Source organism: Synechococcus sp. CCY 9618, from assembly GCF_019038415.1.
In the GTDB taxonomy this organism is placed as follows: domain Bacteria; phylum Cyanobacteriota; class Cyanobacteriia; order PCC-6307; family Cyanobiaceae; genus Cyanobium.
Map to the genome: position 1 here is coordinate 43,266 of NZ_JAFKRG010000049.1, position 14,341 is coordinate 57,606.

General features: G+C 68.3%; 12 protein-coding genes. 2 read left to right on the forward strand and 10 right to left on the reverse strand.

Features of this window, described 5'->3' with window-relative positions:
• Positions 1 to 68: 68 nt before the first annotated feature.
• Together KUG41_RS13265 and KUG41_RS13270 are read right to left on the reverse strand one after the other, a co-directional pair.
• Positions 69 to 950 (reverse strand): transposase, encoded by an 882-nt coding sequence (locus tag KUG41_RS13265; RefSeq protein WP_216904684.1) that lies wholly within the window; start codon positions 948 to 950, stop codon positions 69 to 71.
• 118 nt (positions 951 to 1,068) lie between these two features.
• Positions 1,069 to 1,524, reverse strand: a complete 456-nt coding sequence (locus KUG41_RS13270) for a transposase (protein WP_216904685.1) — start codon at positions 1,522 to 1,524, stop codon at positions 1,069 to 1,071.
• Positions 1,525 to 2,051: 527 nt separating this feature from the next.
• Between KUG41_RS13270 and KUG41_RS13275 the strand changes: the two genes are divergently transcribed.
• On the forward strand, positions 2,052 to 3,389 hold the full coding sequence (locus KUG41_RS13275) for a ferric reductase-like transmembrane domain-containing protein (protein WP_216904686.1): 1,338 nt from the start codon (positions 2,052 to 2,054) through the stop codon (positions 3,387 to 3,389).
• Between the two features lie 369 nt (positions 3,390 to 3,758).
• On the opposite strand, the gene KUG41_RS13280 is transcribed toward KUG41_RS13275, so the two are convergent.
• From KUG41_RS13280 to KUG41_RS13290, 3 genes are all read right to left on the reverse strand, one after another.
• Positions 3,759 to 5,111, reverse strand: coding sequence for a transposase (locus KUG41_RS13280; RefSeq protein ID WP_216904687.1), 1,353 nt, complete (start codon positions 5,109 to 5,111; stop codon positions 3,759 to 3,761).
• Positions 5,112 to 5,118: 7 nt separating this feature from the next.
• Positions 5,119 to 5,304 carry a hypothetical protein gene (locus tag KUG41_RS13285; RefSeq protein ID WP_216904688.1) on the reverse strand — a complete coding sequence of 62 codons (186 nt, stop codon included), beginning with the start codon at positions 5,302 to 5,304 and terminating at the stop codon, positions 5,119 to 5,121.
• 99 nt (positions 5,305 to 5,403) lie between these two features.
• Complete coding sequence (locus KUG41_RS13290) at positions 5,404 to 6,321, reverse strand: TraB/GumN family protein (RefSeq protein ID WP_216904689.1); 918 nt, start codon at positions 6,319 to 6,321, stop codon at positions 5,404 to 5,406.
• A 407-nt stretch (positions 6,322 to 6,728) separates the two neighbouring features.
• Here KUG41_RS13290 and KUG41_RS13295 point away from each other — a divergent pair, with 407 nt between their 5' ends.
• Entirely contained in the window at positions 6,729 to 7,181 is a 453-nt protein-coding gene (locus KUG41_RS13295; RefSeq protein WP_216904690.1) for an Hsp20/alpha crystallin family protein, read from the forward strand.
• Between the two features lie 15 nt (positions 7,182 to 7,196).
• On the opposite strand, the gene hypE is transcribed toward KUG41_RS13295, so the two are convergent.
• The 5 genes from hypE to KUG41_RS13320 are packed head-to-tail and all read right to left on the reverse strand — an operon-like array spanning position 7,197 to position 14,235.
• Positions 7,197 to 8,213, reverse strand: coding sequence for a hydrogenase expression/formation protein HypE (gene hypE, locus KUG41_RS13300; RefSeq protein WP_371734148.1), 1,017 nt, complete (start codon positions 8,211 to 8,213; stop codon positions 7,197 to 7,199).
• On the reverse strand, positions 8,206 to 9,339 hold the full coding sequence (gene hypD, locus KUG41_RS13305; protein WP_216904746.1) for a hydrogenase formation protein HypD: 1,134 nt from the start codon (positions 9,337 to 9,339) through the stop codon (positions 8,206 to 8,208). Before hypD ends, hypE begins: the two co-directional genes overlap by 8 nt.
• On the reverse strand, positions 9,336 to 10,370 hold the full coding sequence (locus tag KUG41_RS13310) for a dihydroorotate dehydrogenase-like protein (RefSeq protein ID WP_216904691.1): 1,035 nt from the start codon (positions 10,368 to 10,370) through the stop codon (positions 9,336 to 9,338). Before KUG41_RS13310 ends, hypD begins: the two co-directional genes overlap by 4 nt.
• A complete protein-coding gene (gene nifJ, locus KUG41_RS13315) occupies positions 10,367 to 13,993 on the reverse strand; it encodes a pyruvate:ferredoxin (flavodoxin) oxidoreductase (RefSeq protein WP_216904692.1) in 3,627 nt (1,208 codons plus the stop codon). The genes KUG41_RS13310 and nifJ overlap by 4 nt, the downstream gene beginning before the upstream one ends.
• Positions 13,990 to 14,235, reverse strand: a complete 246-nt coding sequence (locus KUG41_RS13320) for a HypC/HybG/HupF family hydrogenase formation chaperone (RefSeq protein WP_254217273.1) — start codon at positions 14,233 to 14,235, stop codon at positions 13,990 to 13,992. The genes nifJ and KUG41_RS13320 overlap by 4 nt, the downstream gene beginning before the upstream one ends.
• Positions 14,236 to 14,341: the final 106 nt, after the last annotated feature.

A 14,341-nucleotide genomic window follows, 5' to 3' on the forward strand; every position in this document is an offset into this window, starting at 1 on the left:
TCTTCTGCTGGTTGTGCCATTGGATGGTGGCCGATTAAGCCCCGGCTGACGCCGCCAGGGCTGACCCTTCATCCCGTGGCTGCCCACTGCGCCTGCTGCTGTGATCGCCTGAACCGGAACAACTTGAGCAGGTTGTGGGTGGCCGCGATCAGGTGCCACTCGCCGTCGACCTTCTCAAGGCCCCGCAACAGAAAGCGCCGCAGGCCTCGGCCTTCCTTGATCTGGCCGTTCACCGGCTCCACGATCGCCTTGCGCTGGGCGTAGATCGCTGATCCTGTCTTGCTTCTGAGCTTGCGGGCCATCCGAGCTTTCCCATCGGCGTCCTTGGGCATCGGACCGCGTTTCGGTGGTAGCGGCTGGCCATGCGGCAGGCGGCCGGTGGCGATGTAGGCATCGATGCCCTGATCGGTGCAGGCCTTGGCGTTGTCCTCGCTCCAGTAGCCCGCATCCAGCGTCATCACCTCAGGCAGTGCACCGGCTGTGGCTGCGATGCGCTGCAGCATGGGTTCGAGGTGCTCGACATCCGGCGGTTGGTTGCTCACGCCCACCGCCACGATCACCTGATGGTCGCTGTCGACTGCCAGCTGGCAGTTGTAGCCCTGCAGGTACGACCCGCCTGACTGCATCAGGTGGCTGTCGGCATCCGTGAAATTGCGCTGGGTCTTCCTGGTTGGCGTGCCATCGGCCTTCCTGGCCAGGCCCCGCCTGGGCATCGCATCACAGGCCAGGGGCTCCAGATCCGGTGGTTCCAGGCCTGCATCCTCGGCAGCCTCGATTGCCTTCTCCCGCGCGGCCTTGGCCTTGGCCGCTGCCGTCTCGACCTTTCTGGTCAGCTCAGCCTGCTCTGCCGCCGCTGCATCCGACTCGCGGGCGGCACTCGCTTTCGCCCTGGCCTCCTCAGCTTCCTGTTGCCGTTGACGCGCCGTCGCTGCAGCGGTTTCGGCTTCCATCTCCTTGCGGGCCTGACGGATGCGAGCCAGACGGTCCTGGCGGCGCCGGAGTTCATCGGGCAGATCACTGCCGAGTTTGCCCTTGACGTAGCGGCGATCGTCCTGGGCATCCAGGATCTCAGCCTTGCGCATCAAGGCGTTGATCTCCTGCTCCAGTTCCTTCTCGGCCCTGAGCATCCGCTCGTGGCTCATGGCTTTGCGCTTGGAGGCGATGGCCTGCACCTTGGTGCCATCCATGGGCGACATGACCCAGGCTCACCATCCCCGCCTTCTGGCACAGCCGCAGGATCTGAACAAACAGGTCTTTCAACGCATCGAGATTCCGGCGCCGGAACTCACTGATGGGGCTGTGGTCCGGTTGCTGGTTGCCGGTCAGCACCCGAAAGGCCAGGTCCTCGTAGCAGGCCCGCTCGATCTTGCGAGAGGAGACGATGCCCACGCAGTAGGCGTAGAGCAGCAGCATCGTCATCATCCTGGGGTCAAAGCCCTTCTCGCCGCGGGGATCCTTGGCCTGAGCGGGGATCAGGATCTCGGAGAGATCCAGCTCATCCACCAGGTCCAGCAGGAAATACACCTGGTGGTCGTCGGCAAGCCACTCCCTGGGTGACGGCGGCAGCAGGGTGATCTGCTCCGGCTGCCAGCGACGGAAGGACTTGGCTTCTGCATGGCCCATTCTATCGCCCAGATCCATAGCTGCCACTGGGATCTGGGCAGATTCTGGAGCGTCTGTGGAGAGCCGAGGGCGATCTACGCGCGACAGGCTCCTAGCTCTGTGAACCACGAGGAGCAGCGGCTGACATGCCGCGGCACTGCTGGTCTCACCCTTGCGACCCGGCCCGGCCCACGGTGAGGTGGGTGCCTGCCCGGAATGCCGGAAGTCGAAGGGATCGGCAGGGCCTACCGGGAGGGGCGGTTGCTGGATGGTGTCCTCAGAATTGGGGGAACTCCAAGGTTGAAGGCGGGGTTGGTGTGTCGCACCTCAACCCGTAGCGGCCTGACAGCTCCTTGACCACTGAACTGCTGTGGAAGAACACCTAGGGCAGATAGAGTTTGCGGTTGCGTTGGTAGAATTCGAAATAATCAGTCGCAAAGAGGCCTGATATGCATCGTCTGCTGATGCACAACCCCATCGCTATAGCGACCCTGTGGATTCTGGCCTACGTGGTGATCTGCCTATTTCCCCTGTTGGTGGCTCTGCTGTACCCAGCGCCAGCGGGGCGGAGTTTCTGGGTCGAGTTTTCAGTGGCTCTGGGCTTTATCGGCTTGGCGATGATGGTGCTCCAGTTTGTGCTGACCGCTCGGGTCAACCGCATTGAGGCCTCCTTCGGCATCGATATTCTAATCCAGTTTCACCGCTTTTCCTCCCTGGCGGCCTTTGCCATGGTCGTTGTACACCCCATCATTCTATTCATCCACGAGCCCACAACTTTAGACCTGCTCAATTTTCTCCAGGCGCCGCTGCGGGCTCAGCTGGCGACCATTGCCACCCTCGCTTTTCTCGTGATGGTGGTGACGACGATCTGGCGACGCCCCCTAAACATCCCCTACGAGCCCTGGCGGTTGCTGCACACCCTTCTAGCAGTCCTCGCGGTGGGCCTGGGCTTTGGTCATGCCATGCTCGTGGGCAACTATCTGAGCCTGTTTTGGCAGGCGGTGCTGTGGTCGGGGCTGGTGCTGGTTGCCCTGTGGCTGATCGTCTACGTGCGGCTGGTCAAGCCCTGGATGATGACCAAAAGGCCCTACTTTGTGGAGGAGGTTGTTGTCCAGAGGGGGGATGTGCACACTTTGGCGCTGCGGCCCTACGGCCACGATGGTTTTACCTTTAAGCCGGGTCAGTTTGCCTGGCTCACCCTGGGAGTGAACCCAGTGCATATGCGAGAGCATCCCTTTTCGATGTCTTCCTGTGCTGACCAAAGTGATCGCATTGAGTTTGGCATTAAAGCCCTAGGCGACTTCACGCGTCGCATTAAAGATGTCAAACCAGGTACCAAGGCCTACTTGGATGGACCCTACGGCGTATTTACCACCGAGAGCTACTGGGATAGCGCTGGCTTTGTTCTGATCGCAGGGGGGATTGGGATTACCCCGATACTGAGCATGATTACAACGGCGATCACCCGCCAGGACGATCGCCCCTTCCTGCTGATCTATGCGATCAAGACATGGGGAGACGCCACCTACCGGGAGGAGCTGGAAGCCATGAAGAGTCAGCTGGATCTGACCATTGTCTACGTCCTGCGCGAGGGCCACGAGGGATGGGGAGGGGAGACAGGCTACGTCGACAAGGATCTACTCGATCGCTACATTCCTCTGCACCGAGGCAGTCGCCACTACTTTATTTGCGCGGCCCCGGTTATGATGGATGCAGTGGAGACGGCCCTCCTTGACCTGGAAGTACCTGTCACCAATGTGCACATGGAGCACTTTAACCTGGCCTAGATGTTCTCGCTCAACGCCCATGGGGGATTGAGGCACTATCGATCAGACCGTTGTCTGGGAGCAAGATAGGGCCCAAACCAACTGACATGGTTGGATCGAACAAGCTTAAGGAGACGCCATGCGCTACAGTATTATGCTGCAAATCGCGCTTAGCACCACGCTGATTCTGGTGGGAGCAGGCGCATTCTTTGCCTGGCTGCAAACCCGCCCGATCGAAGACCCCAGAGCCCCTCATCTAGGAGTTTGTTGCCGATAGAGCAGCAGCCCTTCTGGCGCGGCGCATGCCGCTGCACAGCTTGTCTTCTGCTGGTTGTGCCATTGGATGATGGCCGATTCAGTGCTGGCTGACACCGCCAGGGCCATGACCCTTCATCCCGTGGCTGCCCACTGCACCTGCTGCTGTGATCGCCTGAACCGGAACAACTTGAGCAGGTTGTGGGTGGCAGCGATCAGATGCCACTCGGCGTCGACCTTCTCAAGCCCCCGCAACAGGAAGCGCCGCAGGCCCCTGGCTTCCTTGATCTGCCCGTTCACTGGCTCCACGATCGCCTTGCGCTGGGCGTAGATCTTCGATCCCTTCTTGCTTCTGAGCTTGCGGGCCATGCGGGTCTTGGCATTGGCGTCTTTGGGGAGCGGTCCGCGTTTCGGCGGTGGAGGCTGCCCGGGCGGCAACCGGCCCGTGGCGATGTAGGCGTCAATCCCCTGATCCGCGCAGGTCTTGGCGTTGTCCTCGCTCCAATACCCCGCATCCATCGTCATCACTGTGGGCAGCTCTCCGGCGTTGGTGCCGATGCGCTGCAGCATCGGCTCCAGATGCTCCACATCCGGCGGCTGGTTGCTCACGCCCACCGCCACGATCACCTGGTGGTCGCTGTCCACCGCCACCTGGCAGTTGTAGCCCTGCAGATAGGTGCCGCCTGACTGCATCAGATGGCTGTCGGGGTCAGTGAAGTTGCGCTGGGTCTTCCTGATGGGGGTGCCATCGGTCTTCCTGGCCAGGCCACGCCTGGGCATCGCCTCAACCGCCAGAGGCTCCAGGTCCGGTGGTTCCAAACCGGCGCTCTCGGCAGCTTCGATCGCCTTCTCCCTTGCGGTTTTGGCCTTGGCCGCTGCCGTCTCGGCTTTCTTGTTCTGCTCGCTCTGCTCAGCCACTGGTGCATCCGATTCGCGGGCGGCAGCCGCTCGTGCCCTGGCCTCCTCCGCTTCCTCCTGCCGCTGCCTTGCAGCAGCCGCAGCGGTCTCCGCTTCCATCTCCTTGCGGGCCTGACGGATGCGAGCCAGACGGTCCTGGCGGCGCCGCAGTTCATCGGGCAGATCACTACCGCGATTCCCTTTGCCGTAGCGGCGATCCTCCTGGGCATCCAGGATTTCGGCCTTGCGCATCAAGCCGTTGATCTCTTTGTCCAGCTCCTTCTCCGCCCTGAGCATCCGCTCATGGCTCATGGCTTTGTGCTTGGAGGCATTGGCCTGAACCTTGGTGCCGTCCAGCGCCACATGGCCCAGGCTCACCATCCCGGCCTTCTGGCACAGCCGCAGGATCTGCACGAACAGGCCCTTGAGCGCGTCGAGGTTGCGGCGGCGGAACTCACTGATCCGGCTGTGATCGGGCTGCTGGTTGCCGGTGAGCACCCGAAAGGCCAGGTCCTCGTAACAGGCCCGCTCGATCTTGCGAGAGGAGACGATACCTACGCAGTAGGCGTAGAGCAACAGAAGGGTCAACATCCGCGGATCAAATCCCTTCTCCCCGCAGGGATCCTTGGCCTGAGGGGATCAGGATCTGCGAGAGATCGAGCTCATCCACCAGGTCCAACAGGAAATACCCCTGATGGTCTTCTGAAAGCCACTCCCGGGGGGAAGGCGGCAGCAGGGTGTTCTGCTCCGGCTGCCAGGGGCGAAAGGTCTTGCGCTTCTGCATGCCCCATTCTCTCGGTCAGATCCACTGCAGTCACTGGGATCCAGGCAGATTCAGGGACGTCTGTGGAGAGCTTGGCCGCGATCTACGCGCAACAGGCTCCTAGGGATCGGGACGCCAGGCACCGTCAATGAACCGCTCCGTCACCAGGCCCCGACCCCTGAGCAGGGCGATCAGGCCCTGATCGCCGAGCAGATGCAGCAGGCCCACCACCACCAGGGTGTCGTCAGGCCGCCGCAGGAAGCCGCGAACCGGGGACACCCAGGCAGCATTGCGCCGGGCCACCAGGCGCTGGAAGAGATCGGGTCGCAGGCGGTAGTCGCTGAGCAGCAGGGCATCGAGCCGGGGCAGATCTCCGGCGCGCCAGGCCCCCTCGAGGGCATCGAGCCGGGGCCCGAGGCCGTCCAGTTCCCTCAGGGTGAGCTCCAGCAGATCCACCTGATCCCGTCGGGGCAGGCCGTCCAGCAGGTCGAACTGCTGGGCGGGCGTCTCCAGACCCTCGATCGGCTTGTGATCGGCGGCAGCCCGCGCCTGCAGCTGGGCCTCCACGCCGCTCTCCGGGGTGTATCCGCGGCGCAGGAAGTCAGCGGAGGCCAGCAGCAACGCCACCGCCCAGGGCTCGAACCGGTCAACAGCCGCCTCCGGCAGACCCAGCCCGGCCAGCTGGGGCTGCAGGGCCCGCCAGCTCTGGGCGGGCAGTCCGCTCCGCAGGGATCGGCCCTGGGGATCGATGGCCCGCTCGAGCAGCTCACCGGCCAGGTCCGCGGGGCTGATGGCGTCCATGTCGAGCTCCATCGCCAGCCGCTCGGCGTCCCTGTAGGCCCGGCCATAGGACGGGGGAAGAGCGGCCCTGTCGCGGCGCAGCTGATGCAGGGAACCGGCGATGAACACCGTGCCTGCGCCGTCGCGCACTCGCCAGAGGGTGCCCACGTCGGCCGCCGCCGCACCGGCTGCGGCGGCCTGGGTGCAGACCAGCAGGGCCACCAGGGTCAGGGAGCGGCGCAGCACCGACGCAGGCATGGGGCTGCGGGAGCGAGGAATCTCGCTGCTGACGCTAGCGATGGTCCCTGGGGGCCATTGTTCCGGCCATGCTGGCCGCGGCTTCCGCCTGCGACCGATGGCCCTGGCCCCACTGCTGGTGATCGGCCGATGCCCTGCACAGAGGCTGGCGGGGGCGCTCGGGGAACGCCCTCGTCTAATGGGGCCTCCCGGGCTTCACGCTCTGGCTTGAAGGAATGTGAGCACCCGGGGGAGCGGGGCCCCCGGCAGCGGAAAGAAATTAAAATGAGCACAGGAGGGAGGCTCTTCGCACCCACCCCGCTCCGGTCCCGCCTAGCACCACCCGCTGAGTCAGCGAGCGGCCGCCGGAGCTCCCACCCACCCTGAGCCGACCCTCCCACGCCCTTCCAGCCAGAGGAGTCAACGCCATGGCCATCATTCCTTCGGAAACCCTCAAGGACGTCGAAGAACTCTTCGACCGCTACACCCGTACCCTGCCCTGGCCCTGGCCCGCCGGACGCAGCCATGCCACCACTGGTGCCATGGCCGACTGGAACCCCCGGGTCGACATCGTCGAAACCGATGACGCCTACGAGGTTCAGGCCGACATTCCCGGGGTCCGCAAGGAGGACCTCAAGGTGACCGTCGACCACGGCGTGCTCACCGTGCAGGGGGAACGGCAGCAGGAGAAAAAGGAGGACAGCGCCCGCATGCACCGGGTGGAGCGCTTCTACGGCCACTTCTCCCGCAGCTTCACCCTGCCCGAAGATGCCGACACCGGCGCCCTCCAGGCCACGGCCCGGGAGGGCCAGCTGACCGTGACGGTGCCCCGCAAGGGCCCGCCCCCCAGCGCCGAGCCCACCCAGGTGCCGGTGCAGTGACCGGGCTGCCCCGGATCAGCAGATCCGGGGCAGCAGCTCACCGCTGAGCGGAACCAGCACCCGCTCGCTGCCGTAGGGGGTGCGCAGCAGCACCCGGCCCCGGGGAGTCCCACCGGCCACCGCGCCGATCCAGGCGCCACCGCCGGGCTCCAGCACCGCCAGGGCCCGCTCTCGCTCGGCTTCGGGAACCACCGCCACGAAGCGGCCCTCGTTGGCCATGTGCAGGGGTTCGAAGCCCAGCAGGTCGCAGCTGCGCCGCACGGGTTCGGCCACCGGAATCCTCTCCTCCTCGATCAGCAGCTCCAGTCCCCGGGGGGCCGCCAGCTCCTGCAGGGCACTGGCCAGGCCGCCCCGGGTGAGGTCCCGCAGGCAGTGGAGCCGCACCCCCTCCGCCAGCAGCGCCTCCACCGCGGGCCACAGGGGCATGCAGTCGCTGGCCAGGGGTGGCTGAAGATCGAGGCCATGGCGGGCGGCCAGGATCGCCACCCCGTGGCGCCCCAGATCGCCGCTCACCAGCAGCTGGTCGCCGACCCCGATCGCCAGCGGATCGATGGAGTCGGCCACCTCCAGCGCCCCGATGCCGCTGGTGTTCACGAAGATCCCGTCCCCCTTGCCCCGCTCCACCACCTTGGTGTCGCCGGTGACGATCGCCATGCCGCACTGCCGCGCCGTGGCCGCCAGCGAACTGACGATGCGCCGCAGCAGGGCCAGCTCCAGTCCCTCCTCCAGGATCAGACCCAGGCTGAGCACCAGGGGCCGGGCGCCGGCCATGGCCAGGTCGTTGGCGGTGCCGGTCACCGCCAGGGTGCCGATGTCGCCCCCCTCGAATTCCAGGGGCTGCACCACGTAGCTGTCGGTGGTGAAGGCGAGCCGGCCATGGGGCAGATCGAGGCGGGCGGCGTCATGGAGCACCTGGTCGGGGTCGGCGTAGAGGCGGCGCAGTTCGGTGTCGATCAGCTGCTGCATCAGGGTGCCGCCGCCGCCGTGGGCCAGCTGGATGCGGGCCCCGGGGGCCGGGGCGGGCTCAACCACGGCGCCGGTAGCGGTGGTAGGCGGCACAGGCCCCCTCGGAGGACACCATCGGCGCCCCCAGGGGATGCTCCGGGGTGCAGCCGCTGCCGAAGGCGGGGCAGTCGAGGGGGCTGGCGCGCCCCTGCAGGATCCGGCCGCTGATGCAGACGCTCTCTGGTGCAACCGCCAGGGAAGGGGAGGCGCTGCCGGCGGCCGCGAGGCCGAAGCGGGCGGCCGCCTCCAGCCCCCGGCAGGGCGCCCGCAGCCCCAGGCCGCCGCCCGGAATCACCCCGAAGCCCCGCCAGGGCCGGTCCACCGCCTCGAACACCGAGGTCAGCAGCTCCCGGGCCACCGGGTTGCCCTCCGGACGCACCACCCGGCCGTAGGCATTGGCCACCCGGGCCTCACCCCGCTCCAGCTGCCCCACGCAGGCCACCAGACCCCGCATCAGGTCGACGGGCTCGAAGCCACTCACCACCACCGGCACCCGGTGCCGCTCCGCCAGCTGCTGCAGCTCGCCGGTGCCCATCACGGCACACACATGCCCGGCCGCCAGGAACCCCTGCACCTGGTTGCCCTCGGCGCTGAGGATCGCCTCCATGGCAGGGGGCACCCGCACGTGGGCGGGCAGCAGGGAGAGGTTGGCCACGCCGGCGGCCATCGCCTGGCGCACCAGCAGGGCCGTGGCGGGGGCGGTGGTCTCGAAGCCCACCGCCAGAAACACCACCTGCCGGCCGGGATGGCGCCGTGCCAGGGCCAGGGCCTCCAGCGGCGAGGTGAGCAGGCGCACGTCGCCGCCTGCCGCCCGCACCCCCAGCAGATCCCCCGCCGTGCCGTCGGGGTCGGAGCTGCCGGGCACCCGCAGCATGTCGCCGTAGGAACAGAGGATCACCTCCGGACGCCGGGCCAGGGCCAGGGCGGCATCGATGGTGGCAGCCTCGGTGACGCAGACCGGGCAGCCGGGGCCGTGGATGAGCCGCAGGCCCGGGGGAAGCAGCTGGTCGAGCCCCCAGCGCACGATGGCGTGGGTCTGGCCGCCGCAGACCTCCATCAGGGTCCAGGGGCGGGTGGTGAGTGCGGCCAGCTCGGCCGCCAGGTCCCTGACCTCAGCCACCTGACGCGGTCCCGCCGCCAGCGATGCGCTCACCACGGGCCGGGCGTCAGGGCGGCATCGGCCGCGGGGTAGGTCTGGACGGCCCGCATGTACTGGGCGCGCTCGTACTCACTCGGATCGGGGCAGCGCTGCTGGCTCATGCAGCCGATCAGCTCCCGGGCCGTGGCGTGCTCATGCTCCACCAGCCAATGGCTCAGCTCCTCCTCCAGGCCCGCGAGCCGGCCGGGGCCGTGGCGCAGCAGGGCCGCCACCACCTGGGTGATGGCGGCGCCGGCCATGAGCATGCGCACCACGTCGGTGCCCCGGTGAACCCCGCCGGTGGCGGCCAGATCCACTGGGTGGCGGCCGTGGAGCAGGGCGATCCAGCGCAGCGGCAGACGCAGATCGTGGGGGGTGCTGAGCAGCAGGTTGGGCCGCAGCTCCAGTTCCTCGATGTCGATGTCGGGTTGGTAGAAGCGGTTGAACAGCACCAGGCCGTCGGCGCCGGTGGCCGCCAGCCGCTTGGCCATGGCACTGAAGTTGGTGAAGAAGGGGCTGAGCTTCACCGCCAGAGGCAGCCTCACCTCGGCCCGGACTTCCGCGACGATCTCCAGCACCTGGTTCTCGATCGCCTCGCTGGAGAGGTCCGGATCGGTGGGCACCGAATAGATGTTGAGCTCCAGGGCGCTGGCCCCGGCGTCCTCGAGGCGCCGGGCCACCTTGACCCACTGGCCGGGACGGGCGCCGTTGAGGCTGGCGATCACGGGCACCGACAGGCGGGAGCGGGCCTGCTCCAGATGGCGCAGGTAGAGGTCGTGGCCCACATGGAAGATCGACGGCTCGGGGACGTAACTGAGCGCCTCGCCGTAGCTGTCGGTCCCCTGCAGGGTCATCCGGTGCAGCTCCAGCTGGTCGTGCTCGATCTGCTCCTCGAACAGGGAGTGGAGCACCACGGCGGCGGCGCCGGCCTCCTCCAGCCGCAACAGCTGGTCGATGTCCTCGCTGAGGGGGGCGGCGGCCCCCACCACCAGGGGGCTGCGCAGCTCCAGGCCCAGATAGCTGACGGAGAGGTCGGGGCGGATCATGTCGGTGACTCCGCCGGGCCGTCCGACGGGACACCGGCCAGGGCCAGGTAGGCCGCCCAGCGCCGGTCCACCTCCAGCTGGGCCTGGCGGGCCAGGGCGCGGGCCCGCTCCGGCTGGCTGTAGGAGAGCATGCGGAAGCGGTTCTCCGTTGCCATGGCCTCGGCCAGGGGGCGCCTGGGCCCTTGGCTGTCGATCTGAAGGGGGTTCTCGCCCCGCTCGCTGCGGCGCGGGTCGTAGCGATAGAGCAGCCAGCGACCCGAATCCACCGCCGCCTTCTGCTGCTCCATCCCTTTGGCCATGTCGATGCCGTGGGCGATGCAGTGGGAGTAGGCCAGGATCAGGGACGGTCCCGGATAGCTCTCCGCCTCCAGGAAGGCCCGCACCGTGTGCTCGTCGCGGGCGCCCATGGCCACGCTGGCCACATAGACGCTGCCGTAGCTCATCATCATCAGCCCCAGATCCTTCTTGGGGGCGGCCTTGCCGCCGGCGGCGAACTTCGCCACCGCCCCCCGGGGGGTGGCCTTCGACATCTGGCCGCCGGTGTTGGAGTACACCTCGGTGTCGAGCACCAGAGCGTTGACGTCCCGGCCGCTGGCCAGCACATGGTCGAGGCCGCCGAAGCCGATGTCGTAGGCCCAGCCGTCGCCCCCCACCAGCCAGACGCTCTTCTTCACCAGGGCATCGGCCAGATCCAGCAGCCGGGCCGCCTCGGTCGCCCCGGGGTCACCGGGCGTCACTGCCCGCAGCAGGCGCTTGAGCTCCTCCACCCGCTGCCGCTGGGCCACGATGCCCGCTTCGTCCTGCTGGTCGCCACCCGTGATCGCCGCCACCAGAGCGCCCGGCAGCGGGAGTCGCTCCAGCAGCTCCAGGGCCATCTGCCGCTGCTGGTCCACCGCCACCCGCATGCCGAGGCCGAATTCGGCGTTGTCCTCGAACAGGGAGTTGCTCCAGGCCGGCCCGCGGCCCGCGGCGTTGGCGCTCCAGGGGGTGGTGGGCAGGTTGCCGCCGTAGATGGATGAGCAGCCCGTGGCGTTGGCCACCAGCATCCGATCGCCGAACAGCTGGCTGGCCAGCTTCAGGTAGGGGGTTTCGCCGCAGCCGCCGCAGGCGCCGGAGAACTCGAACAGGGGCTGCTGCAGCTGCTGCTGACCGATCCTGCGCAGGTTGAGCTCGCCCCGGGCCACCTCCGGCAGCCCCAGGAAGAAGTCCCAGTGGCCGCAGGCCGCCTCCCGCAGGGGCCGCTGGGGGGCCATGTTGATCGCCTTGCGGCGCGGTTCGGTGCGGTCCCGGGCCGGGCAGACCTCCACGCACAGGGCACAGCCGGTGCAGTCCTCGACGGCCACCTGGATCGTGAAGCTGCGGCCCTCCAGGTCCGCGTCGCGGGCCGGGGCCTGGCGGAAGCCTTCCGGGGCCCCCGCCAGGGCCTCCGGGGCCACCGCCTTGGCCCGGATCACAGCGTGGGGGCAGACCATCACGCACTTGCCGCACTGCACGCACAGATCGCTCTCCCACACCGGCACCGTCTCGGCGATGTTGCGCTTCTCCCAGCGGGCCGTGCCCGTGGGCCAGGTGCCGTCGCAGGGCAGGGCACTGACCGGCAGGGCGTCACCGCGGCGCTCCAGCAGCGGCGCGATCACCTCGCGCACGAAGGCCGGCGCGGCAGCGAAGGGGTCGGCGGCGGGCGATGGCGGCGCCATGGCCTCCTCCGCCGGCAGCGCACGCCACGCCAGAGGCTGCAGGTGCTCCAGGGTGCCGTCGAGGGCGCGCAGGTTCATGGCCACCACCGCCTCCCCCTTGCGGCCATAGGTCTTGCGCAGGGAGTCCCGGATCCGCTCGATCGCCTCCTGGCGGGGCAGCACGCCGCTGAGGGCGAAGAAGCAGGCCTGCATCACCGTGTTGATGTGGGAGCCCATGCCGGCCTCCCGTGCCACCCGGTAGGCGTTGATCAGCCACACGTCCAGCCCCCGTTCCCGGATGCCGCGGCGCATGTCCGCCGGCAGCCGCCGCCAGCTCTCCTCGGGGCTGAAGGGGCTGTTGAGCAGCAGCAGGCCGCCCGACTCCAGGCCCGCCAGCAGGTCGAAACGGTCGACGAAATCCCACTGGTGGCAGGCCACCAGGGTGGGCCGCTCGATCAGGTAGGGGGCGCGGATCGGCCGGGGACCGAAGCGCAGGTGGGAGACCGTGACCGAACCGGACTTCTTGGAGTCGTAGACGAAGTAGGCCTGGGCGAACAGATCGGTGTGCTCGCCGATGATCTTGATGGTGGCCTTGTTGCCGCCCACGGTGCCGTCGGAGCCCAGGCCGTAGAACACGGCCCGCACCTCATCGGCCCCATCCACGCCGAAGCCCACCTCCACCGGCAGGGACAGATGGGTGACGTCGTCGTCGATGCCGACGGTGAAGTGGTTGCGGGGCCGCTCGGCCTGCAGGTTGTCGAGCACCGCCTTCACCATCGCCGGGGTGAACTCCTTGGAGGAGAGGCCGTAGCGGCCGCCCACCACCCGCGGCAGGGGGCGATCGCCGTGGACCGCCGACCACTCCTCGCTGAGGGCGGCCACCGCATCGAGATAGAGGGGGTCACCGCCGGCGCCGGGCTCCTTGCAGCGGTCCAGCACCGCCAGCCCCCGCACCGTGGCGGGCAGGGCCGCTGCGAACAGGGCCGCCGCGAAAGGGCGGAACAGGCGCACCTTGAGCAGGCCCACCCGCTCCCCGGCGGCCACCAGGGCCGCCACCGTCTCCTCGGCGGTCTCGCAGCCGGAGCCCATCAGCACCACCACCCGCTCGGCGTCCGCGGCTCCCACGTACTCGTAGGGCCGGTAGCGGCGGCCGGTGAGGTCCGCGAAGCGGTCCATGGCTTCCTGAAGGTGGCCGGGCAGGGCGTCGTAGAAACGGTTCACCGACTCCCGCGCCTGGAAGTACACGTCCGGGTTCTGGGCCGTGCCGCGCAGCACCGGATGGTCGGGGGAGAGGGCGCGATGGCGGTGGGCCGCCACCGCCTCCATCGGCATCAGGCCGTGGAGCACGGCATCGGAGAGGGGCTGGATCTTCTGGATCTCGTGGGAGGTGCGGAAGCCGTCGAACATGTGCAGGAACGGCAGCCGCCCGTTCAGGCTGGCCCTGCTGGCGATGGCGGCGAAGTCGCCCGCCTCCTGGACCGAGGCGGAGCAGAGGATCACACAGCCGCTGCCGCGGCAGGCCATCACGTCGCTGTGGTCGCCGAAGATCGACAGCCCCTGGGCGGCCAGGGACCGGGCCGCCACGTGCAGCACCGCCGGCGTCAGTTCCCCGGCGATCTTGTAGAGGTTGGGGACCATCAGCAGCAGCCCCTGGGAGGCCGTGAAGGTGGTGGTCAGCACGCCGGCCTGCAGGGCCCCGTGCACGGTGCCGGCGGCGCCCGCCTCGCTCTGCAGCTCCACCACCGCAGGCACGCTGCCCCAGAGGTTGGGGCGGCCTTCGCTGCTCCAGGCATCGGCCCACTCACCCATGGGCGAGGCGGGGGTGATCGGATAGATGGCGATGGCCTCGTTGAGGCGGTAGGCCACCCGCGCCACGGCCTCGTTGCCGTCCACGGTGATGGTCTCGGTGGCGGTCCTGGGCGAGATCTGTGCTGCGGTGGCGGTCATGGCAGATCGTCCTCGACGAGGCTGAGGGCCAGGCCCACGTGCACCAGCACCCGATCGCCCACCGCCGCCTCGGGCAGGCAGGCCAGGCTCACCTGCTGGCGCACGCCGCCGAAATCCACCTCGGCCATGCGCCAGAGGGAATCGCCGGGGTCATGGGGATCCTGGTCGGGATGGACCGGAGGCACGGCCGTGATCCGCAGGATGCGGCCGGGGATGGCCAGGCACATGGCACGGGCGGGCAAGGAGGACCCATCCCCCTCAGTTATAGACAGATCAGGCCCGGCAGCCCAGACGGACCATCAGTAACGGCGCCGCCGGCTGGAACGACGTCCGCCGGGACCGTTCAGC

Coding starts and splice junctions, on each gene's coding strand:
- KUG41_RS13265 (WP_216904684.1), bottom strand. CDS start 950: ATGGAAGCCGAAACCGCTGCAGCGACGGCGCGTCAACGGCAACAGGAA.
- KUG41_RS13275 (WP_216904686.1), top strand. CDS start 2,052: ATGCATCGTCTGCTGATGCACAACCCCATCGCTATAGCGACCCTGTGG.
- KUG41_RS13280 (WP_216904687.1), bottom strand. CDS start 5,111: ATGTTGACCCTTCTGTTGCTCTACGCCTACTGCGTAGGTATCGTCTCC.
- KUG41_RS13285 (WP_216904688.1), bottom strand. CDS start 5,304: ATGCAGAAGCGCAAGACCTTTCGCCCCTGGCAGCCGGAGCAGAACACC.
- KUG41_RS13290 (WP_216904689.1), bottom strand. CDS start 6,321: ATGCCTGCGTCGGTGCTGCGCCGCTCCCTGACCCTGGTGGCCCTGCTG.
- KUG41_RS13295 (WP_216904690.1), top strand. CDS start 6,729: ATGGCCATCATTCCTTCGGAAACCCTCAAGGACGTCGAAGAACTCTTC.
- KUG41_RS13310 (WP_216904691.1), bottom strand. CDS start 10,370: ATGATCCGCCCCGACCTCTCCGTCAGCTATCTGGGCCTGGAGCTGCGC.
- nifJ (WP_216904692.1), bottom strand. CDS start 13,993: ATGACCGCCACCGCAGCACAGATCTCGCCCAGGACCGCCACCGAGACC.